The sequence below is a fragment of the Mycolicibacterium sp. MU0053 genome (assembly GCF_963378095.1).
GTDB classification, from domain to species: Bacteria; Actinomycetota; Actinomycetes; order Mycobacteriales; family Mycobacteriaceae; genus Mycobacterium; species Mycobacterium burgundiense.
This window is the reverse complement of sequence record NZ_OY726397.1, coordinates 1651067-1672335: the sequence shown is the minus strand read 5'-3', so window position 1 is coordinate 1672335 and position 21269 is coordinate 1651067. Positions and strand designations below refer to the sequence as shown.

Annotated in this window: 16 protein-coding genes, 1 tRNA gene and 1 pseudogene; 2 read left to right on the top strand and 16 right to left on the bottom strand. The window is 68.0% G+C overall.

Annotated features, from left to right (window positions below; all coding sequences use genetic code 11):
* Positions 1 to 4 precede the first annotated feature (4 nt).
* From ettA to RCP80_RS07895, 9 genes and pseudogenes are all read right to left on the bottom strand, one after another.
* Complete coding sequence (gene ettA, locus RCP80_RS07935; RefSeq protein ID WP_308481811.1) at positions 5 to 1678, bottom strand: energy-dependent translational throttle protein EttA; 1674 nt, start codon at positions 1676 to 1678, stop codon at positions 5 to 7.
* 123 nt (positions 1679 to 1801) lie between these two features.
* Positions 1802 to 2287 carry a single-stranded DNA-binding protein gene (gene ssb, locus RCP80_RS07930; RefSeq protein WP_308481810.1) on the bottom strand — a complete coding sequence of 162 codons (486 nt, stop codon included), beginning with the start codon at positions 2285 to 2287 and terminating at the stop codon, positions 1802 to 1804.
* A gap of 275 nt (positions 2288 to 2562) precedes the next feature.
* Positions 2563 to 3078, bottom strand: a complete 516-nt coding sequence (locus tag RCP80_RS07925) for a DUF4352 domain-containing protein (RefSeq protein WP_308482745.1) — start codon at positions 3076 to 3078, stop codon at positions 2563 to 2565.
* A 78-nt stretch (positions 3079 to 3156) separates the two neighbouring features.
* Positions 3157 to 3258, bottom strand: a pseudogene (locus RCP80_RS07920) (DUF2510 domain-containing protein); the annotation flags it as partial.
* A gap of 130 nt (positions 3259 to 3388) precedes the next feature.
* On the bottom strand, positions 3389 to 5392 hold the full coding sequence (locus RCP80_RS07915; protein WP_308481809.1) for a bifunctional copper resistance protein CopD/cytochrome c oxidase assembly protein: 2004 nt from the start codon (positions 5390 to 5392) through the stop codon (positions 3389 to 3391).
* Between the two features lie 33 nt (positions 5393 to 5425).
* Entirely contained in the window at positions 5426 to 7777 is a 2352-nt protein-coding gene (locus RCP80_RS07910; RefSeq protein WP_308481808.1) for a glycerol-3-phosphate 1-O-acyltransferase, read from the bottom strand.
* Positions 7774 to 9429 (bottom strand): HAD-IB family hydrolase/lysophospholipid acyltransferase family protein, encoded by a 1656-nt coding sequence (locus RCP80_RS07905; protein ID WP_308481807.1) that lies wholly within the window; start codon positions 9427 to 9429, stop codon positions 7774 to 7776. The genes RCP80_RS07910 and RCP80_RS07905 overlap by 4 nt, the downstream gene beginning before the upstream one ends.
* Positions 9426 to 10916 (bottom strand): wax ester/triacylglycerol synthase family O-acyltransferase, encoded by a 1491-nt coding sequence (locus RCP80_RS07900; protein WP_308481806.1) that lies wholly within the window; start codon positions 10914 to 10916, stop codon positions 9426 to 9428. The genes RCP80_RS07905 and RCP80_RS07900 overlap by 4 nt, the downstream gene beginning before the upstream one ends.
* A 134-nt stretch (positions 10917 to 11050) precedes the next feature.
* The gene (locus tag RCP80_RS07895; protein ID WP_308481805.1) at positions 11051 to 12292 is read right to left on the bottom strand and encodes an alpha/beta hydrolase; all 1242 of its coding nucleotides are present in this window, start codon (positions 12290 to 12292) and stop codon (positions 11051 to 11053) included.
* 182 nt (positions 12293 to 12474) lie between these two features.
* Here RCP80_RS07895 and RCP80_RS07890 point away from each other — a divergent pair.
* Positions 12475 to 12548: transfer RNA gene (locus RCP80_RS07890), tRNA-Arg, on the top strand.
* Between the two features lie 100 nt (positions 12549 to 12648).
* Positions 12649 to 13404, top strand: coding sequence for an enoyl-CoA hydratase (locus RCP80_RS07885; RefSeq protein ID WP_308481804.1), 756 nt, complete (start codon positions 12649 to 12651; stop codon positions 13402 to 13404).
* Here the strand turns inward: RCP80_RS07885 and RCP80_RS07880 are convergent, their stop codons facing one another.
* From RCP80_RS07880 to RCP80_RS07850, 7 genes are all read right to left on the bottom strand, one after another.
* Entirely contained in the window at positions 13405 to 14544 is a 1140-nt protein-coding gene (locus tag RCP80_RS07880) for a dihydrolipoamide acetyltransferase family protein (protein WP_308481803.1), read from the bottom strand.
* Positions 14541 to 15605 (bottom strand): alpha-ketoacid dehydrogenase subunit beta, encoded by a 1065-nt coding sequence (locus RCP80_RS07875; RefSeq protein WP_308481802.1) that lies wholly within the window; start codon positions 15603 to 15605, stop codon positions 14541 to 14543. The genes RCP80_RS07880 and RCP80_RS07875 overlap by 4 nt, the downstream gene beginning before the upstream one ends.
* Before the next feature lies 1 nt (position 15606).
* Complete coding sequence (gene pdhA, locus RCP80_RS07870) at positions 15607 to 16707, bottom strand: pyruvate dehydrogenase (acetyl-transferring) E1 component subunit alpha (RefSeq protein ID WP_308481801.1); 1101 nt, start codon at positions 16705 to 16707, stop codon at positions 15607 to 15609.
* Positions 16708 to 16823: 116 nt separating this feature from the next.
* Positions 16824 to 17624, bottom strand: a complete 801-nt coding sequence (locus RCP80_RS07865; protein WP_308481800.1) for an HpcH/HpaI aldolase/citrate lyase family protein — start codon at positions 17622 to 17624, stop codon at positions 16824 to 16826.
* Complete coding sequence (locus tag RCP80_RS07860; protein WP_308481799.1) at positions 17624 to 18118, bottom strand: MaoC family dehydratase; 495 nt, start codon at positions 18116 to 18118, stop codon at positions 17624 to 17626. Before RCP80_RS07860 ends, RCP80_RS07865 begins: the two co-directional genes overlap by 1 nt.
* Before the next feature lies 1 nt (position 18119).
* On the bottom strand, positions 18120 to 19280 hold the full coding sequence (locus tag RCP80_RS07855; protein ID WP_308481798.1) for an acyl-CoA dehydrogenase family protein: 1161 nt from the start codon (positions 19278 to 19280) through the stop codon (positions 18120 to 18122).
* Positions 19273 to 21264: an acetyl/propionyl/methylcrotonyl-CoA carboxylase subunit alpha gene (locus RCP80_RS07850; protein ID WP_308481797.1), complete on the bottom strand. Its 1992-nt coding sequence runs from the start codon at positions 21262 to 21264 to the stop codon at positions 19273 to 19275. The genes RCP80_RS07855 and RCP80_RS07850 overlap by 8 nt, the downstream gene beginning before the upstream one ends.
* Positions 21265 to 21269: the final 5 nt, after the last annotated feature.

The window sequence follows — 21269 nt, the reverse complement described above, 5'->3', positions numbered from 1 at the left end:
CAGACTAGTCGCGGGTCAGCCTGCGGTGGGTCACTCGGTGCGGACGCGCCGCATCTTCGCCGAGTCGTTCGACCTTGTTCTCCTCGTAGGCGCCGAAGTTGCCCTCGAACCAGAACCATTTGGCGGGGTTGGCGTCGTCGCCCTCCCACGCCAGGATGTGGGTACAGGTGCGGTCCAGGAACCACCGGTCGTGGCTGATGACCACCGCGCAACCGGGGAACTGTTCCAGCGCGTTCTCCAGCGAACCCAGCGTTTCGACGTCCAAGTCGTTGGTGGGCTCGTCGAGCAGGATCAGGTTGCCGCCCTGCTTGAGGGTCAGCGCGAGGTTCAACCGGTTGCGCTCACCGCCGGAGAGCACCCCGGCCGGCTTCTGCTGATCGGCGCCCTTGAACCCGAACGCGGACACGTAGGCGCGTGACGGGATCTCGTTCTGGCCGACCTGGATGTAGTCGAGACCGTCGGAGACCACCTCCCACACATTCTTCTTCGGGTCGATACCGGCCCGGTTCTGGTCGACGTAGCTCAGCTTGACGGTTTCGCCGACCCGGACGATGCCGCTGTCGGGCTGTTCCAGACCGACGATGGTCTTGAACAGTGTCGTCTTACCCACACCGTTGGGGCCGATGACGCCGACGATGCCGTTTCGCGGCAGCGTGAACGACAGGTCCTTGATCAGCTGGCGGCCGTCGAAGCCCTTGTCGAGATGCTCGACCTCGACCACGAGGTTGCCCAGGCGCGGCCCGACCGGGATCTGGATCTCCTCGAAGTCGAGCTTGCGGGTCTTCTCCGCCTCGGTCGCCATCTCCTCGTAGCGCTGCAGGCGGGCCTTGCTCTTGGCCTGCCGGGCCTTGGCGCCGGAGCGGACCCACGCCAACTCGTCCTTGAGCCGCTTCTGCAGCTTCTGGTCCTTCTTGCCCTGCACCTCGAGCCGTTCGGCCTTCTTCTCCAGGTAGGTGGAGTAGTTGCCCTCGTACGGGAAGGCGCGGCCGCGGTCGAGCTCAAGAATCCACTCGGCCACGTTGTCCAGGAAGTACCGGTCGTGGGTGACGGCCAGGATGGCGCCCGGGTAGGCGGCCAGGTGGTTTTCGAGCCACAGCACGCTCTCGGCGTCGAGGTGGTTGGTGGGCTCGTCGAGCAGCAGCAGGTCCGGCTTGGACAGCAGCAGCTTGCACAGGGCCACCCGGCGCCGCTCACCACCGGAGAGGTGGTTCACGGGGTCATCCGGCGGCGGGCAGCGCAGCGCCTCCATTGCCTGTTCGAGCTGCGAGTCGATGTCCCACGCGTCAGCGGCGTCGAGCTCCTCCTGGAGCTTGCCCATCTCCTCCATCAGCTCATCGGAGTAGTCGGTGGCCATCAGCTCGGCGACCTCGTTGAACCGGTTGAGCTTCGCCTTGATCGGGACGCCGGATTCGACGTTCTCGCGCACCGTCTTGTCCTCGTCGAGCGGCGGTTCCTGTAACAGGATGCCGACCGAGGCGCCGTTGGCCAGGAAAGCCTCGCCGTTGTTGGGTTTGTCCAGTCCCGCCATGATCCGCAAGACGCTCGACTTGCCCGCCCCGTTAGGGCCGACCACACCGATCTTGGCTCCGGGGAGAAAGCTCAGCGTGACGTCGTCGAGGATGACCTTGTCGCCGTGCGCCTTGCGGACCTTTTTCATCGTGTAGATGAACTCAGCCATGCCGCAGTGTCGCCTTTCTGGTCGTGCAAAATTGTCTGGTTGCTTCAAGCAACGATCCCGACCATCCTAGGCGCGCCGCGATATGACGAGGTAATCGCCGGTGGGCAGCCGGCTCAGCGGGCGCTACGCCGGGACCGGATCCGGCTGCTCCGCGAGGTCATCGGCGTAGGCGTCCAGGTCGTAGCCCGACGGTTGGGCGTCCTCGGATACCGCATCGTCGGCGCGATCCTCGTCGAGGCCGGGGCGATCGTTGTCGACGACGCGGCCGACCTTGACGACGTAGTGGGACAAATCAGGGCCCACGGCGTTGGCACGCATCTCCAGCGACGAGCGCCGAATGCCCTCCCGGTCGTCGTACTCGCTGGTGTAGACGTGTCCGGTGACGATCACCGCATCGCCTTTGCCCAGGCTGCCGGCGACGCCGGTGCCGAGCTTGCCCCAGCAGTTGACCGACAGGAACAGCGAGCGGCCCGGTTCCCAGCTGCCGTCCGGCATGCGCTTGCGCGAGTTGGTGGCCAACCGGAACGTGGCCACCTGACTGTCGCCGACGCGCTTCAAGACGGGTGCGGTGGCGAGGCGACCGACTATGGTCAGCGTGGTTTCGTACATGGCAGGGTCCTTTCGATGCGGGATTGCACTGGTTTGTGCGAGTCCCAGCTAGCCCTGCCGGACCGACAGCTTTAGCGAAGCACGTGCGGCGCGCGTCGGTGCTGTGGAGGAAATCGGAACTGTGGATGGCGGAACTCGAAGGATGCCGCGTTCGGCGACCACCCACTGCTGCAAAATCGAAAGATGCTGGGCGGACCCCGCTTCGGGAGCCCACCCAGCATCTTTTGCCCTATCAGCCGAGGACTGCGCCCGGCGTTCGGTCCGTCAACTCGGGTTCACAGTGCGAGCAGCGCTCCCCCAGAGAACATCGAGTCGTGGCACTCGATGGCCGACGGCATCGTGCCTGGCGGGATGTCGAACGTAGCCGAGGCTTCGATCCCGAGGCCAGGATTGATGTCCTCCATCCAGCCGTCATCCATGATGCTGGTGGCCTCGTATTCGTTGCCGTTGATGATCAGCTTCTGGTTGGTGGCGGAGAAGCTTCGTGCGTCGTCCCCGATGTTCGTCACACGGAGCCTGACGGTGAAGAATTCCCCCTTGGCCACTTCTGGCCCGAACACATCGTCAATCGTGGTGGCCCCGCGCTCGACGTCTAGCACCTTGAACTCGAACTTGCCGTCTCGGACAGTCGAGCCGACGGGCGCCGGGGTGTCCGCATCGGACACCGGCTTTACCACATCGGACGTGAGCGGCTCGGACGACGAGATGGACGCAGAGGCTGAGCTGGACTTGCTCTCGGTGCTCGTGTCACTGTCACCGAACGAGCCGAACGTGGCCAGCGCCAGGACCACCGCCCCCGCCCCGAGTCCGACCTTCAGCCCTCCGGACATACCGGCCTTCGGCTGTCCACCGGTGCCTGGTGTCGGTGCGCCGACTGGGCCGTAGTTGTCGGTCCACGCCGTGCCGTCGAAATAGCGCTGGCGGCTCGGATCAGATGGATCCGGAAACCAACCCGCTGTTGGCTGTGTCATGAGTCCCCCCAATTTTCTGTTTAACCGCCCTATCTGCAGGGCGAAATCAGGGTAACCACGGGGTCTGACATCGATGATGATGGAAGAGCCGCGATCGCCACCTCTGGCGAGGTCTGCACCATGGAGGGCTTTACTGCCCCTGCTTCTCCCGCCGCGACAACTCCGCAAGCATGTTGTTGTAGGCCACCAGATCGGCGTCGTGGTCGCGTTCGGCGGCGCGGTCCAACCGTTTGGCGGTCCGCCGGTCGGTCCGCGACCACTGGATCAGCAAGGCCAACATCACGATCACCAGCGGCACCTCGCCGGCCGCCCACGCGATGCCACCGCCGAGTTTCTGGTCAGCCAAAAAGTCGGTGTGCCAAGGCAATTGCAGGGATCGGTAGAAGGGCTCCGCAAGCACGGTGTTCATCCCCATCAGCACCACGCCGAAGAACGCGTGCAGCGGCAGCGATCCGAAGACCATCGCCAGCTTGCCCAGCGGCGGCAGCGGCCGAGGCGTCGGATCCACCCCGATGACGCACCAGTAGAACAGATAGCCGGTGGCCAGGAAGTGGAGGTTCATCGCCACGTGCCCGGCGTGGTCGCTGGCGGCCGAGTCGAAGATGCCACCGAAGTACAGGCCGTAGAAACCGGCAACAAACAGCGCGGTGGCGATGATCGGGTTGGTGAAGAACTTCGACACCCGACTGTGCAACGCCCCCAGCAACCATTCCCGCAAGCCCGGCGGCTGCCCCTTACCGGCGGCGGGCAACGCGCGCAGCGCCAGCGTCACCGGCCCGCCCAGCGCCAGCAGGATCGGCACCAGCATCGACAGCATCATGTGCGCGCCCATGTGCATGCTGAACATCGCCGGCATGTAGCGGCCCAGCCCGGAGGACGTCGCGAAGAGCAGCACCGCACAACCGGACAGCCACGCCACCAGGCGACCGGTGGGCCAGGCGTCGCCGCGCTTGCGCAACCGCCACACCCCGGCGATGTAGAGCAGCGCGAACACGATCGCCGCGGTGCCGAAGATCAGGTCGAACCGCCAGTCGAACAGGATCCGCGCCAGCGTGGGCGGCCCGTCCAGGTTGTAGCCGATCTCGACTTCCGGGATCGACGGGTTGAGCACCCGCGGCGGGGGCGGCGGCGTGCGCCCCAGCGCCACGGCCACCCCGAAGGTCAGTCCGAAGATGACGGCCTCGGTCAGCGCCAGCCGAATCAACGGTCCGCGCGCCCCGGGGTCGGCGTCCAGGGCCACCAGGCCGGACCGCCGTTGGCGCCAGCCGAGGATTCCCAACAGGCACAGCGCCACCAGTTTGGCCCCGACCAGCGCGCCGTAGCTGCTGTCCAGCAGGTCGGCGGGCCGCACCCGGATCAGCGCGTTGAGCACCCCGGACAGGGCCATCGCGATGAAACACCACAGCGCCACCGCCGAGAACCGGCGGGCGGCCAGCGCACCGTGCTCACCGCTGCGCAGCGCGTGGGCCAGCAGGGCGAGCAGACCCCCGGCCCACAGGGCCGCACCGACCAGGTGAATCAGCAGGCTGTTGGTGCCCAGGTCGTGTGAGCCGCCGGCGGCGGAATGGCCGGTCAGTCCCAGCGGGATCAGCGTCACCAGGCTGCCGATGAACAGCGTCGGCGTCCACGACCAGCGCAATACCGGAATGCTGACCAGCGTCAGCGCCGCGGCCAGAAACGCCGTCCACCGCCACGCGTCCGCGGTGTCGACCAGGCCGGCCGCCGACCATAGCTCCATCGGACCCAGGTGATCGAGCAGGCGCTGACCGGACACGTCGGAGATCGTCAGCGGTACCAGCAGCGCCGCGCACACCGCCCAGACGCCGGCGGCCACCGAACCCGTGCGCAATGCGCGGTACCCCGCAACGTCGAGCACCCCGGATTTCTGCGGCGGGACGAAGAAGGCCGCGAACAGGAAGCTGCCGACCGCCAGGACGGCCGCCACCTCGCCGGCGGCGCGGACGAACGGCAGACCCACCGTGGTGATTGGGCCGGGGTCGGGCAGACCGGTCGCGGTCAGCGCATCGGCGAGCGCGAGTGCGGCCAGACCGGCGGCGGTACATCCGGCGAGCAGGCCGACTCCGAGCAGCACCGGCCACACCGCGGTGCGCTGTCCGGTAACTGAGGAGGTCACCGCACCAGAGTATGGCCCGACCGGGCCGCGCCGCTAAACGGTCGGGTCAGCGGCGGCCTGCGCTGCGGCTTCACGCTCGAGGAAGTGCTGCCGGGAGATCAGGTGTACGCGGTTCATGTCGCCGAGAATGCCGCGCAATTCGACCAGGAACGCCTCGCGCCGTTCGGTCAGATCAGGCGCCGGATCCAGCAGTCCCTGGTCGGCGGCGACCTGGCGGGCCGTGGCGAACAGCAGCGCCGACACCGCTTCATTGCTGCGCACCAGACGCTGCGCGGCGCGCTGGCTGCCCACCCCGAGGGCGCGCTGGGTCAGATCCTTCTCGTCGATCTGCGGTGGGGCCTCGCGCAGCACGTCGGCGACAATCTCGTAGGCCTCGAAGAACGGTCGCAGCATCGCGTGGGCCATCAGCGGCCGCATCTCATGCAGCATGGCGTCCAGATCGGCCCCGCCGGCGCAGACGCGCGCCTCCCAGTCGTCGAGCCAGGCCATTTCCGCGGCGATGTTCTCGCGGAAGGCCCCCGAGTCGGCGAAGTAGAACTCGAACTTCAACAGGTCACGCAGCCGCATCGCCTGCGACCAGAACGCTTCGAGCCGGTCCCCCTCGGCGCGGCAGGCATACATCAGCGCCAGTTCGGCGATCGCGGTCTCCAGGAACGCATGGATGATCGAATTGCGGTAGAACGCCGCCTCGTGCTCGTCCTCCGGCGCGATCCGCCAGACCGGTTCGCGGCCCCCGTCGATGCGGGTGACGGGGTTGCCCCCGGACAGCGCGTCCAGCGCCGACTGGACGCCGTCGAGGGTGCGCAGCCGGCGGGTGGACTCGGTGACCGGGGTGCCCTTGCGGTGCAGGTAATCCAGCGAGTCCTGCAGCGTGTGATGCACCTGGTTCAGTGTCAGCGCGACGCCACGGGTGGTCAGCAGCAGCGCGGAGACCAAACTGGTGGCGTTGATCGGGGTGGCCTCCAGGATGCGCCAGGCCACGGCGAAGGCCATCTTTTGCAGCGCAAGGCGTTTGACGGACTCGTCGTGATCGCCGTCGCCCTGCGGGACGTCGAGGTACTCCCGCATCGACACCGCCGCGGGGAACCGGACGTAGATCTTGCCGAAGTTCCGCTCCCCCTGCGCCTTGATGAAGTTGTACAGCCAGCTCAGACCCTCGGGGGTTTTCTCCCCACCACGGGCGTAGGCCGCGTATTCGCGGGTCTCGTGCAGCTGATCGAAGCTGATGGACACCGGTTGCAGCAGGATGTCGTCGCTGCGACCATCGAGATAGGCATCGGCGACGTAGGCCAGCAGACCGAGCTTGGGCGGCAACATCTTTCCGGTACGGGACCGGGTGCCCTCGATCGACCAGCTCAGGTTGAAGCGCTTCTCGACGATGTAGCCGACAAACTGTCGCAGCACGTACTTGTAGAGCGGATCGTCGAGCTTGCGCCGAATGAAGATGACACCCGAACGCCGCATCAGCGGCCCCATGAACCCGAAGGACAGGTTGATCCCGGCGAACGTGTGCACCGGCGGCAGCCGGTTCTCCTGCATCGCCACCGGAACGATGGCGCCGTCGAGGTAGGAGCGGTGCGAGAACAGCAGCACGGCGGGATGTCGTTCCAACGCGTGCCGCAACGTCTCGATCTCGGCGGGGTCGTAGTCGACGTTGGGGTCGAAGCCGCGGCTGAAGATCGCTCGACCCAGGTTGGGCATGAGGTCCACCGAGAACCGGCTCCACCCGGTGGCCAACTCGTCGAGCATCTCACCGGCCTTGTCGACCGTGGCCCCCGGGATCTGCTCGAGGCCGTCCCGAAACCGACTGGAGGCCAACATCTCCGGTTTGATCAGCCGCGGCGACTTGTATTCGGGTCCGAGCAGCCGCAACTCCATGCGTTCGATGGCCAGGCTCGCACGCCGCAGCACGAACCGGGCGAACTCGCGCGGGGAATCACCGACGGTGTTGTCCTGCCACTGTTGGCGCAGTTCGGATACCTTCGCGGGTTCGCCGGCGACGACTTTGGCCCGGGATCGGTCCCGGCGCAGGATGCGTCGTTGCAGCATTTCGGGTGGGCGGTAGGTGTCACGCCCTGAAATGAGACCGACGATCTTGACGCGGGTCGGTAATCCGCCCGGCACCCAGAACACCCGCGCCGGCACTACCGCGCGGTCGTCGCCGGACTCGAGTTCTTCGACCAGGCTTGCGATCACCCCGGGTGGCGGCTCGTCCGCGGGCAGTTCGATCACTTCGATGCGCGCCTCGGGGTGCGCCGCACGCTGCGCGCGCAACCAGTCGGTGAGCAGGTCGAGTTCCGCAGGCGAGGCCACCGAGGCAAGGACCAGCGCGTCGCCGTCGATGGTAACCTCCGGCAGCCCGCCGGCGTCTTTGGGACCGCTCATTGCCGGCCCCGGGCGGGCTGTGCCGCGCCGTTCTCGCCGGCCTCAGCCGAAGCCGCCTTCTTCGACGGAACCTTCTTGGCGGCAGCCTTTTTGGTGGCCTTCTTAGCGGACTTCTTCGCCGCGGACTTCTTGGCGGGTGCCTTCTTGGCGGGTGCCTTCTTGGCCGCCTTCTTCGGAGCACCGAGCTTGACGCTGGGCACCTCGCCCTCGGGCCAGGACGCCAGGGTGTCCAGATACAGCTGCCGCACTTCGGCGATGCGCTCGTCGAGGTTGTCGACGGTCCAGTCCTGCACCGAAATCGGCGGATAGACCACGATGTCGACGGTGCCGGGGTGCATGATCGTCGCGTCGCGAGACCCGATGGCCTCCGCGTTGCGGATGACCACCGGGACAATCGGGATCTCGGCCGCCATCGCCAGCCGGAACGGACCCTTCTTGAAGGGGCCGACGGTGGTGGTGTCCAGCCGTGTGCCCTCGGGGGCCATCACGATGGACAGTCCCTTGCGGACCAGATCCTCGACCTGTTTGAGCGACCGGACCGCGGACTGGGTGTCGTCGCGATCGATGAACACCGCGTCCATCAACTTGCCGAGCGTGCCGGCAATCGGGTCGCTTTCAAGTTCCTTCTTACCCACCCCGGTGAAGTTGTCGCGCACCAGCGCGCTGGTGATGACCGGGTCAAAGTTGTTGCGATGGTTGAAGATGAACACCGCGGGCCGTTGCGCGGTGAGGTTCTCCCTGCCGAGGACGTTGAGTTTCACGCCGCTGGAGGCCAGCAGCATCGCACCCCAGTTACCGGTGAAGAAGTTGATGCCGCGACGACGGCTGCGGGTGAGCAGGCCCCAGCCGATGGCGCCGGCGGCGATCGGGACGACGGATCCGACGCCGACCAATGTCTTGAGCGTGCCGGTGATCCCGGTGCCGCCGCGGCTGGTGAATTTCAGGATGGGCCAGCCGCGCTGGCGGGCCACCGCGGCCATCTTCCCCTCGGGGTTGGTGGGCCGGGGGTGGCCCACCAGGTACATCAGGGCGACATCCTCGTCGCCGTCGGCGTAGAAGTAGCTGTCCTTCAGGTCGATTCCGCGGTCGGCGGCGAATTTCTGCACGGCGTTCGCTTTGCCGGGACCCCACAGAATGGGGCGGACGACGTCCCCGGTGAGCACTCCGTCCTCGTCCAGGTCGAACCGGTTGGTCAGCGTGTTCGGAATTCCGAGGAAACGCGCCACCGGTTCCACCTGGATGGTCAGCGCCGACGAACTCAGGCATACCGTGTGACCGCGGTCGAGGTGGGCCCGGACCAGTTCGCGCATCTCCGGATAGATGCGCGACTCGATCTGCTGCCGGAACAGCCGCTCGCCCACCTGGTCCATATCGGTGATCGACCGGCCGCGCATCGCCGAGGTCGCCGAGATGATCAGGTCCTCGAACTCCGAACGGCCGAGTTGATGATTCAGACCGGCCTGAATCATGGCGATCAGGTCCCCGAGTCCGAGTTCGCGGCGCCGGAACTGCTGCTGGGTCAGGATCACCCCGGTGAACCCGGCGACCAGCGTGCCGTCCAGGTCGAAGAATGCCCCGATCTTGGGGCCGCGCGGGCTGGCCTTGACCTCGGCCACCGAGCCGGGCAGCCGCATATCCCGTGATGTCGTCATGAAACCGCCGATCCGTTGTCCGTGGGGTCTGTCGGTTCAGGAGCCGGCGCGGGTCCCGCGAAGGACACCGGCTGGGCGCGCAGGTTCGGATCGCCCGCCAGCGCCAGCACCTCGTCGAACCCGGCGGCCAGGCAGCGGGCGAACAGCGCCTCGTCGGTGATCGCGGCCCGGTCGTAGCGCGCCGAAATGGTGCAGTAACCGCTGCGCGATACCAGCACCACCATCATCGCCACCCCGGGAAGCGGCCCAATCCCGTACTGCCGCAACACTTGTGATCCGGCGATGTAGGTGTCGCCCGGGTAGACCGGCACGTTGCTGGCCTGGATATCGGAGGCGATCACCGAGCCGGTCATCTGTTCCAGCACCGGGTCGGGCAGCAGCGACAGCACCGGCGCCACCACGCCCAACACGTCGAGGGCGGCCTCCTCGCGCCGCTGTGTCATCTGCGCGCGGATCTTCTGCATCCGCGCCACGGGGTCGACGGTGCCGATCGGCGCAGCAATGTTGACCCCCGCGAAGCGGTTCCCGCCGGCCGGGTCCGAGTCGGCCCGCAGGTTGACCGGGACCGCCATCGGCAACGTCTGCACGGGCACCCCGAGCGCGTCGTGGTAGCGGCGTAACGCCCCGCACAGCCCGGCCAGGTACGCATCGTTGATCGACCCGCCCGCGGTCTTGGCCACCCGATGCAGGTCCGAAAGCGGGATGTCGATGGCCTCGGTCCGGGTCGAGAGGCTGCGCCGTCGCAGCAGCGGCGACGGCGGCGCGGCCTGGCGCACGATACGGCGGCTCGAGCCGGCGTAATCGAGGACGCCGGAGACCACCGAGCCGGGACGGCTGACGGCCTTGCCGACCGTCCCGATGGCACCCAGCAGCGCCCCGCGCACCCCGCTGACGATCGACCCGGGCAACGCATTGATCCCGGCCCGCATCAGATCGTTGGGCGTGAGGTCCTGCGGGATCGGCAGGGGCGCCGGCGGCCGGGGCGCCGCCTCGGGTTCCAGGTCGTAGATTTCGGTGAACATCGCCACGATGCCCACCCCGTCGGCCACGGCGTGACTCAGATGCAGGATTTGCGCGGCGCGCCCGTCCTCGAGTCCTTCGACCAGCGTCGCGCTCCACAACGGCCGGGTGATGTCCAGGGGCGACTGCTGGACGAGTTCGGCCATGTCGAATACCTGGCGCAGGGTGCCGGGCTCGGGCGCGCGCACGCGTCGGACATGGAAGTCCAGATCAAAGTCGGGGTCCACCACCCAGCGGGCCGCAGCGGTGGGCAACGTCGGCATGACCACCTTCTGACGCAGCCGCGGCACCCGCCGGGAGGCATTGTCGAAGGTGGCGCGATAGCGCTCCCAATCCGGTGCTGTGTCCAGCAGTTCGACCGCCATGACCCCCGAGCGAGTCCGAGGGTTGGCCTCCCCGCGGTGCAGCAACTGATCGACGGCGCTGAGTTCGTCGGAGAACGCCGAAGCATCGAAGGAGTCACTCACCACGGTCCCTCAACCCTCCATACCGTCCGGCGCTGCCAGCGCCCCAAGCGTCCACCCCACGCTAGTCTCAGCGATGCGTCGGCGGCAGCCGATTCATGGATCGTCGCGCCGCGGCGCGCGTTGGTGTACCGCGCTCACCCGACGTCGTGGACGAGGTCGCCGAGTCCCATCCGGTGATTGCCGTAGGTGACACCGAGGAAGTCGGCGACGGTGTCGGTCACCAGCTGTGACCGCACCGTGGCGATGGCGTCAAAAGCGTGGTGCGCGTTGGGAAGTTCGGCGTGGGCGACGGTGGGGGCACCGGCCGCGCGCAGCGCACCGACGAAGGCCTGCGCCTGGGTGTGCGGAATCACCGCGTCGTTGGCGCCATGCAGCACGAAGAACGGCGGCGCGTCCCGGTGCACGTGGGTGATCGGAGACGCCGCCCGGTACAGCGCGGGATCGTCGGCGAGCCGCGCGCGCATGACGAATCGCTCCAGGAACGGCAGCATCAGCTCGCACATGTTGTCCGGATCGGTCAGGTCGTAGGCGCCGTAGTAGGGCACCGCGGCCGCCACACTGGTGTCCACCTGCTCGAATCCGGGCTGCAGCGCTGGGTCGTTGGCGGTCAGTGCGGCCAGCGAACCGATATGCGCGCCGGCGGAGCCGCCGGTGACCGCGATGAAGTCGGGGTCCCCGCCGTAGTCGGCGATGTTCTCCCGTAGCCAGGCGATCGCGCGTTTGACGTCGACGATGTGCGCCGGCCAGGCGCTGAACGGGCTGCGGCTGTAGTTGATGGTCACGCAGATCCAGCCGAGTTCGACCATTCGGCTCAGCAGCGGCACCGCCTGCCCACGTTTCTCGCTGAGCGCCCAGGCGCCGCCGGGAATCTGCAGCAGCACCGGGACGCGGGCGCCCGGGGCCACATCGGGCCGACGCCAGATGTCGAGCAGGTTGTCCCGTCCGCCCGGACCGTAGGACAGGTTGCGGGTCACCGTGGCGTACCGGCTGCGCTGCGCGGCGTGCCACACCCCGGCGACGCTGTGCCTGCGTACCGCGGGATCGGTGACCGGATGGCTGATGTGGTCGGAGTAGTCGGTTCCATAGGCCTCGGAGAGCGCCTCCTGCAGCACGCTGTCGGCGCGTTGGGCCGCCAGGCCGTTGATGAAACGGTTGACCGGGGCGATGTCCACCGAGGACAGCGCGTGCCCGGTCAGGACCCGCAACGGGAACTCGGTCAGCGCCCAGCCGGCCAGCCAACCGGCCAACGAGGGGCCGCCCCGCAACAACACCGACGCGGCCCCCAGCGTCGCTACCGGGTCGCTGATCAGGCCCAACGCTGCCTTCAGTGGCCCGGGACGGGGCACAGCCGCAACCGCGTCCGTCACCAGAGTCATCGCAGTACAACCTCACCTTCGGGGCTGGGCATCGTTGCCCGCTACGACTCCGGTGTAGCTACCGGATCGCGATGTGCCGTGCATCACACAGTATCCAAATATCTTGTGTTCCAAACGCATTTCTCCCGCGCGTGGCGCGACCGGGGACCGGAGCATGCGGTTGGTTAAACTAGCTGCACGTTGCCTCCGTAGCTCAGTTGGATAGAGCAAGAGCCTTCTAATCTCTAGGTCGCAGGTTCGATTCCTGCCGGGGGCGCATTTTTCGGTCGAAAGTTGTGTTGTTGTATGCGTTTCGCGAGTGGACCCGGTAACAACCCGACTCTGGGCGCGCACCCGCCCCGAGTAACGTCTCCGCCATGAGTTCTGAGCTGGTGCTTTACTCCGTCACCGACCGCGTCGCGCTGGTCACCGTCAACGATCCCGACCGGCGCAACGCGGTCACCGACGCGATGTCGGCGCAGCTGCGCGCCGCGGTCGAGCAGGCCGAGGCCGACACCGGCGTGCACGCGCTGGTCATCACCGGCGCCGGCAAGGCCTTCTGCGCCGGCGCCGACCTCAGCGCGCTCGGGTCGGCCGCCGAGGAGGGCCTGCTGCGCATCTACGACGGCTTCATGGCGATCGGCAACTGCTCGCTGCCCACCATCGCCGCGGTCAACGGGGCCGCCGTCGGCGCCGGACTCAACCTCGCGCTGGCCGCCGACGTCCGCATCGCCGGTCCGCACGCCAATTTCGACCCGCGCTTTCAGAAGCTCGGCATCCATCCCGGCGGCGGCGCCACCTGGATGTTGCAGCGCGGCGTGGGGCCTCAGGCCGCCCGGGCCGCCTTGCTGTTCGGGATGCGCTTCGACGCCGAGGCCGCCGTCGCGCACGGCCTGGCCCTGCAGGTGGCCGACGATCCCGTCGCCGCGGCCCTGGAGCTGGCCGCCGGTCCCGCGGCCGCACCGCGCGAGGTGGTGCTGGCGACCAAGGCGACCATGCGTGCCACCTTCTCCCCCGGCACCGTCGACACCGACCTGCACCACGCCGCGATGCGCACCGAACTCGGCCCGCAGGCCACGTCCATCCAGTCACCGGAGTTCCAGGCGCGCCTGCAGGCCGCGCAACGCAAGTAGCTACAGGTCCAGCAGCGCGGTCTCGGGCGCCTCGAGCAACTCCCGCAGCTCACCGAGAAACGCGCCCAGCTGGGCGCCGTCGGCGATGCGGTGGTCGAACGCGCACGTCAGGGTCGTGGTCGAGCGGGCCGCCACCGCACCGTCGACGACCACCGCGCGCGGCTTGATCGAACCGATGCCCAGGATCGCGGCCTCCGGGTAGTTGATCACCGGCACCGCCTGATCCAGCCCCAGCGCACCGAAGTTCGACACGGTGAAGGTGGATCCTTGCAGCTCACCGGGTTTGAGGGTGCCGGCGCGGGCGCTCTCGACGCGCTGACGGACCGCCTCGGCCAGCTCCCGGGTGGTCATCCGCTGCGCGTCACGCAGCACCGGCACCAACAGCCCGCGCGGTGCGGCCACCCCGATGCCCAGGTGCACCCCGCCGTGCGTGTGCAACCGCGGCCCGTCGGGTCCGTCGACCCAGGTGGAGTTGAACACCCGATGGTGTGTCAACGCCAACACCAGCAGCCGTAACGTCACGACGAACGGCGTCAGCGCCAACCGGTCACTGAGCTCCAGCAGCCGCGTGCAATCGACGTCCACGCTGCCGTGGGCGTCCGGAATCTGACTGCGCGACAGTGTCATCCGTTTGGCCATCTCGGCCTGGACGCCGCGCACCTGGGTGGCCTCACCCTCGGGGGCATTACCGGCTGCGGCCAGCACCGCCTCCCGCGAGATCACGCCGTCGTCGCCGGGCGCCAACCCGGACAGGTCGACGCCCAGTTCGGCGGCCAGCTTCCGGACCGCAGGTTTCGCGCGGGGCCTGCCGTCGTGACGCCGACTGGTGTCGAAGCCGGTGTCGGCGCCGTAGCCCACCAGGACCGGGTTTCGCGTCGGTTCTGGTGCGGGCCCCGGGGCGGGCGCCTCGGTGTGAATCCGCACCAGCAGCGCTCCCACCGCGAGCACGTCGCCCTGCGCGCCGCCGAGTTCGGTGACCCGGCCCGCGTACGGGCTGGGAATCTCCACCTGGGCCTTGGCGGTTTCCAGCGTGCACAGCGTCTGGTTGAGTTCGACCTCGTCGCCGACGGCGACGTGCCATTCGATCACCGTCGCGTCTTCCAGGCCCTCGCCGAGGTCCGGTACCAGGAACTCACTCACGGCATGCCCATCGCCTTCTCGACACAGTCCAACAATCGGTCCGGCCCGGGCAGCCACAGCCGCTCGAGCCGGGCCGGCGGATACGGGGTGTCAAAGCCGGTGGCGCGCAGCACCGGAGCCTCCAGGTCGTAGAACAGCTCCTCGCTCACCCGGGCCGCCAACTCGGCACCGAAACCTAGGGTGCGCGGGCCTTCGTGCATGATCACGCATCGGCCGGTCTTGCCCACCGAGGCCGCCACAGTGTCGAAGTCCAGCGGGTTCAACGAACGCAGATCGACGATCTCGAGGCTCCACCCGTACTGCTCGGCCGCCAGCGTCGCGGCGTTGTCCGCGGTGTCGACCAGCGGCCCATACGTGACGACCGTGACATCGGTACCCGGCCGTCGGATCGCCGCCTGCCCGATGGGAGCCCCCGGCGTCGCGGTGTCCAGCGCGCCACGAGTCCAGTACCGCCGCTTGGGTTCCAGATAGATGACCGGGTCGGGACTGGCGATCGCGTGCCGCAGCAGCCAGTAGGCGTCCGACGGCGTCGACGGCACGACCACCTTGAGTCCGGCCGTGTGCGCCCAGTACGTCTCGGTCGACTCGGAATGATGTTCGACGGCACCGATACCACCGAAGGACGGGATCCGAATCGTCACGGCCATGTCGACATCGCCGTGGGTGCGCATCCGATACTTCGCCAGATGGCTGACGATCTGGTCGAAGGCGGGATAGCTGAAGCCGTCGAACTGGATCTCGGGTACCGGAACGAACCCGCGGATCGCCATTCCGATCGCCACCCCGACGATCGCGGACTCGGCCAGCGGGGTGTCGAAACACCGTGACTCCCCGAAGGTTTCGGCCAGTCCCTCGGTCACCCGGAACACTCCGCCGAGCCGGGCGACGTCCTCGCCGAACACCAGCACCCGGTCGTCGTTGGCCATCGCGTCGTGCAACGCCCGGTTGATGGCGGTCACCATCGGCACCTCGCCTTCGGTGGGCATGGCGCGCAACAACGGTTCGCGCGGCGCCGGTACCTCGTCACCGGCCGCTGGGGGACGTTCGAAGATCTGGGTCATCTCATGCCTCCCTTGCCAATTCGGTGCGCAGCTGCTCACGCTGCTGCGCCAGCGCCGGAGTGATCTCGGCGTAGACCGTGTCGAACATCTCGGTGATGTCGAGGTCGGGGGCGTCCACGGTCGCCTCCCGCAGTTCGGTGCGCAGCCGCCGGGCGCGGGCGTCGACCCGCCGCTCGAGCCGCTCGTTCCACAACCCGACGTGCGCCAAATAGTTGCGGTACCGCGTGATCGGGTCGCGCTGCGCCCACCCCTGCAGTTCGGCATCGTCGCGGTAGCGCGTCGGATCGTCGGAGGTGGTGTGCGGGCCCATGCGGTAGGTGACGGCTTCGATCAGGGTCGGTCCGCCACCGTCGCGCGCGCGGCGCGCGGCTTCGGCCATCACCGCGTAGCAGGCCAGCACATCGTTGCCGTCGACGCGAATGCCGGGCATGCCGTACGCCAGCGCGCGGTGGGCGATGGTGGGCGCGTTCAACTGGCGGCCGACCGGCACCGAGATGGCCCACTGGTTGTTCTGCACGTAGAACACGCACGGCGCGGCGAACACCGACGCCAGGTTGAGGGCCTCGTGCACATCGCCGGTACTGGTGGCCCCGTCGCCGAGGAAGGCCACCGTCACCGAATCCTCCCCCAACCGCTGGGCGGCCATCGCGGCACCGACGGCGTGCAGTTGCTGCGTGCCGATCGGGATGGAGATGGGTGCACACTGTTTGGCGGTGAAACCGAGTCCGCCGTGCCAACTGCCGCGCCACACGGCGCTCATCTGCGCGGGTGTGATGGCCCGGACCAAGAATGCACCCAGCTCGCGGTATTGCGGAAACAGCCAGTCGCTCTTGCGCAGACAGGCCGCCGCGCCGACCTGCGCCGCCTCCTGGCCCCGGCACGAGGCGTACAACGCGAGCTCACCCTGCCGTTGCAGATTCACGAACTCGATGTCGAGTTCGCGGGTGACCACCATCATCTCGTAGAGCCAGGACAACGTCTCCGGCGGAAGATCGCGGCTGAAGCGCCGCTCGGAAGTGGGCGCGCCATCTGGTGCGACGAGCTGCACCGGTTCGACCTCGACGGTGCCGGGCGGCACCGGTGCGTGAGCAGACCCAGCCATAGCGCCTCCTTTAGGTCGCCGACGGCATGTTTGGCCGTCAGACCCTTAGGTCAGCTCCAGCGCGGGGGCCAGTCGAGCAGTCCGCTTGTGGCGGCTGCCCAGCCAGCGTCCGAGTGTCAGGGCGCGAGCTGCACGATTCGCTCGGCTCGCCTTAGCACTGGCGCATCCACCATTATGCCCTCGAAAGCGAAAGCACCGCGCTGTTCTTCGGCGGCGGCCAGAACGTGTCGCGCCCATTCGACCTGTTCGGCGGACGGCGCGTAACCCTCCCGGATGACCGCAATCTGGCTGGGATGGATGGCAACCTTGATGTCGAAGCCCACCGCAACGGAGTCCTCGACCTCGACCCGGAGGCCGTCGAGGTTCTTGATATCGATGTACACCGAGTCCAGCGCCAGCTTCCCGTACGCCTTGGCGGCCAGCAGCGACCGCGACCGCACGTACTCGGCGACATCGCGGTAGGAATCGTCGGGGAACCGGTTCGCCGTTCCGCCCAGGAAGCCGAACAGATCCTCGGCGCCCCACATCACCCCGACGGTGTTGGCGACAGCGGCCGTCTCGTCGACCTTCAGCGCACCGAGCGGGGTCTCCACGATCAGCACCACCTCCAGCGGCGCCAACGCGCTGACCTGCTGCGCGGACTCGCATTTCGGCAACATGACGCAGGTGTACTCGGTGCGGGCCAGCGCCTCGAGATCGAGTTTCTGCTCGGGCGAATCACCGGCGTTGATCCGGATCACGGTTCGGCTGGGATCCAGCGGCGTGCTGAGCAACGCGTCCCGCGCCGCCGCCTTGTCGCCGGCGCCGTCCTCGAGGTCGAGGATGACGATATCGGCTGCGGCGGCGGCCTTTTCAAACCGCTCGGGCCGGTCCGCCGGGCAGAACAACCAGGCCGGTCCGGCGTTGTCGAGTGACACTAATCCTCCTGTGGCTTCATGCGCACCATCGTTTTCCGCGATGCGGTGGCCACGATGTCGCCATGCTGGTTGCGCGCGGTGTGCGCGAAGGTCACGATGCCCTCACCGGGGCGGCTCTTGGACTCGCGTTTGTCGGTGACGACGGTCTCGGCATACAGGGTGTCGCCGTGGAACAGCGGTTTGGGGAAGGCGATGTCGGAGAATCCGAGGTTGCCGACGATGGTGCCCTGCGTCAACTGGGTGACCGACAGGCCCACCAGCGTGGACAGCGTGAACATCGAATTCACCAGGCGCTGGTTGAACGGCGGCAGCGCATCGGAGAACGCCGCGTCCAGATGCAGCGCCTGGGTGTTCATCGTCAGCGTGGTGAACAGCACGTTGTCGGCCTCGGTGATGGTCCGGCCCGGTGCGTGCACGTAGCGCACACCGATCTCGAACTCCTCGAACCACAGGCCACGCTGGTGGACGACCTTCTCCGAGGTCTCCTCCGACATCTCAGATCCCCATCTGTCGAGCGATGACCATCAGCTGCACTTCCGTTGTCCCCTCGCCGATTTCCAGGATCTTGCTGTCGCGATAGTGACGCGCGACCGAGTACTCGTTCATGAAACCGTAGCCGCCGTGAATCTGCGTGGCGTCGCGGGCGTTGTCCATCGCCGCCTCGCTGGCCACCATCTTGGCCACCGCGGCCTCCTTCTTGAACGGCTTACCGGCGAGCAGCAACGCCGCCGCGTCGTAGTAGGCGGTGCGGGCCGCGTGGGCGCGCGCTTCCATCCGGGCCAGCTTGAATTCGATGGCCTGATATTTGCTGATCGGCTGACCGAAGGCCGACCGCTCCTTGGCGTACTTCACACTCTCGTCCACACACCCTTGCGCAGCCCCGACCGACAGCGCCGCGATCGCGATCCGGCCCTCGTCGAGGATGCGCAGGAAGTTGGCGTAGCCGCGGCCCCGCTCACCGAGCAGATTCTCCTGCGGAACCCGGACGTCGTCGAAGCTCAACGGGTGGGTGTCGGAGGCATTCCAGCCGACCTTGTTGTAGGCCGGTTCGGCGGTGAAGCCGGCGGTGGGCACCGGCACCAGGATCGAGCTGATCTCGGGCTTGTCCGGCGTTCCGCCGGTGACCGCGGTGACGGTGACCAGCTCGGTGATGTCGGTGCCGGAGTTGGTGATGAACTGCTTGGAGCCGTTGATCACCCAGTGGCCGTCGTCCAACTTCGCGGTGGTCTTGGTGGCCCCGGCGTCGCTGCCGCCGCCGGCCTCGGTCAGCCCGAACGCGCCCAGCGCCTTGCCGCTGGTCAGCTTCGGCAGCCAGGCCTGCTTCTGCTCTTCGTTGCCGAACCGGTACACCGGCATCGCGCCGAGGGACACCCCGGCCTCCAGCGTGATGGCCACGCTCTGGTCGACCTTGCCGAGTTCCTCCAGCGCCAGACACAGCGCGAAGTAGTCGCCGCCCATGCCGCCGTACTCCTCCGGAAACGGCAGGCCGAACAGGCCCATCTCGGCCATGCCGGCCACCACCTCGTACGGGAAGCTGTGCTCCTCATCGTGTTTGGCCGACACCGGTGCGACAACGTTCTGCGCGAAGTCGCGCACCGTCTTGGCCAGGTCGGCGTAGTCGCCGGGCAGGTTTCCGGTGGACAGATAGTCAGTCATCGGTTGCTTCTTTCTCGGTAGCGGAGATTCGGGCCAGGGGCTGACCCACCTTGACCTGATCGCCTACGGCAACAAGTACTTCCACGACACCGTCGACCGGCGCGGTCAACGAGTGCTCCATCTTCATGGCCTCGACCGCGACCACCACGGTGCCGGCGGTGACGGTGTCGCCGCTGGCGGCGTTGACCGCGACGACCGCACCGGGCATCGGGCTGATCAGCTCCGCGTCGCCGCTGTGCTCGTCATCGGGACGTACGGGAGCCTCCCGGACCTCCTGGACCACCGTCACGCCGCCGCCGCCGGCCAGCCAGATCTGATGATCGGTTTCGGCGATCCGGTACGTGGTGCGCAGCCCATCGATCACCAGGATCAGCTGGTCCCCGTCGAGGGTGGCCGTCAGGGAATGCCTTTCGCCGTGCTCCACGGTGGCCGTGGCGGCCGCGGGGGTGCCGGTGATCGCGACGTGGTCGGTGCGCTCCCCGGATTGCAGCCGCAACACAGTGGGCGCCGGGCCCCCCATCCGCCAGCCCGAGGGCACGCTCCACAGGTCGTCGTCGGCGGCGGCCCAGCGCTGCAGCCAGCGGTAGGCGCCGGCGGCGATGAGTGTCTGATCGTCGGGGGCCGGGGCGTGGTAGTCACCGACGCGGCGATCCAGCAGGCCGGTGTCGAGCGTGCCGGCCTGGACCTCGGGATCGGCCAACAGGAAGCGCAGGAAGTCGATGTTGGTGACGACCCCGAGCACCGCCGTGGCGGTCAGTGCCCGATCCAGACCGGCCAGGGCCGCCGCCCGGTCGGGGCCGTGCGCGATCACCTTCGCCAGCATCGGGTCGTAGTCACTGCCGACCACGGTGCCCACCCGCAGACCGGAGTCCACCCGCACGCCCTCGGACACCGGCTCGGACAGGCCCAGCACCGGACCGCCGGTCGGCAGGAAGCCGCGGGCGGCATCCTCGGCGTAGATCCGCGCCTCGATCGCATGCCCGTGCAGCTGGATGTCGTCCTGGGCTGCCGGCAGCGGTTCCCCCGCGGCGATGCGGACCTGCCATTCCACCAGGTCCCAGCCGGTGACCATTTCGGTCACCGGATGTTCCACCTGCAGTCGGGTGTTCATTTCCATGAAGAAGAACTCGTCGGGTTTGTCCGCCGAAACGATGAACTCGACGGTACCCGCACCCCGGTAATCGACGCTGCGGGCGGTGTCGCACGCCGCGGCGCCGATGCGGGCCCGGGTCTTGGCGTCGAGCAGCGGTGACGGCGCCTCCTCGATCACCTTCTGGTGCCGGCGCTGCAGGCTGCATTCGCGCTCGCCGAGGTGCAGCACGTTGCCGTGGGCGTCGGCGAGCACCTGAACCTCGATATGCCTGGGGCGCAGCACGAACCGCTCCAGGAACAGGGTGTCATCGCCGAAGGCGGCCGCGGATTCGCGGCGCGCGCTCACCAGCGCCTCGGGCAGTTCGGCGGGTGCGTGTACCAGCCGCATGCCCTTGCCACCGCCGCCGGCCGACGGCTTGACCAGGACGGGGTAGCCGATGTCCTCGGCGGCGCCGATCAGGTCGGCGTCGGCCAGGCCCGGGCGGGCGATGCCGGGGACCACCGGCACGTCGAACCGTGACACGGTTGCCTTGGCGGTGATCTTGTCGCCCATGGTGGAGATCGCTGCGGCGGGCGGGCCGATGAACACCAGGCCGGCCCGGTCGAGCGCGGCTGCGAATTCGGAGTTCTCGGACAGGAATCCGTAACCGGGGTGGACGGCCTGGGCTCCGGTGCGTACCGCGGCTGCGATGACGGCCTCGATGTCGAGGTAGCTCTGGCGGGCCGGGGCCGGACCGATCAGCACCGCGGTGTCGGCTTCGGCGACGTGCCGCGCGCCGGCGTCGGCCTCGCTGAAGACCGCGACGGTGCGGATACCCATCCGCTTTAGGGTGCGGATGACGCGCACGGCGATCTCGCCGCGGTTGGCAATCAGAACGGTGTCAAAGGACATATCGC

What these genes read in the sequence shown, in the direction of transcription:
- ettA (WP_308481811.1), bottom strand. Translation starts at nt 1,678, where the DNA reads ATGGCTGAGTTCATCTACACGATGAAAAAGGTCCGCAAGGCGCACGGC.
- ssb (WP_308481810.1), bottom strand. Translation starts at nt 2,287, where the DNA reads ATGTACGAAACCACGCTGACCATAGTCGGTCGCCTCGCCACCGCACCC.
- RCP80_RS07910 (WP_308481808.1), bottom strand. Translation starts at nt 7,777, where the DNA reads ATGAGCGGTCCCAAAGACGCCGGCGGGCTGCCGGAGGTTACCATCGAC.
- RCP80_RS07905 (WP_308481807.1), bottom strand. Translation starts at nt 9,429, where the DNA reads ATGACGACATCACGGGATATGCGGCTGCCCGGCTCGGTGGCCGAGGTC.
- RCP80_RS07895 (WP_308481805.1), bottom strand. Translation starts at nt 12,292, where the DNA reads ATGACTCTGGTGACGGACGCGGTTGCGGCTGTGCCCCGTCCCGGGCCA.
- RCP80_RS07885 (WP_308481804.1), top strand. Translation starts at nt 12,649, where the DNA reads ATGAGTTCTGAGCTGGTGCTTTACTCCGTCACCGACCGCGTCGCGCTG.
- RCP80_RS07875 (WP_308481802.1), bottom strand. Translation starts at nt 15,605, where the DNA reads ATGACCCAGATCTTCGAACGTCCCCCAGCGGCCGGTGACGAGGTACCG.
- pdhA (WP_308481801.1), bottom strand. Translation starts at nt 16,707, where the DNA reads ATGGCTGGGTCTGCTCACGCACCGGTGCCGCCCGGCACCGTCGAGGTC.
- RCP80_RS07860 (WP_308481799.1), bottom strand. Translation starts at nt 18,118, where the DNA reads ATGTCGGAGGAGACCTCGGAGAAGGTCGTCCACCAGCGTGGCCTGTGG.
- RCP80_RS07855 (WP_308481798.1), bottom strand. Translation starts at nt 19,280, where the DNA reads ATGACTGACTATCTGTCCACCGGAAACCTGCCCGGCGACTACGCCGAC.
- RCP80_RS07850 (WP_308481797.1), bottom strand. Translation starts at nt 21,264, where the DNA reads ATGTCCTTTGACACCGTTCTGATTGCCAACCGCGGCGAGATCGCCGTG.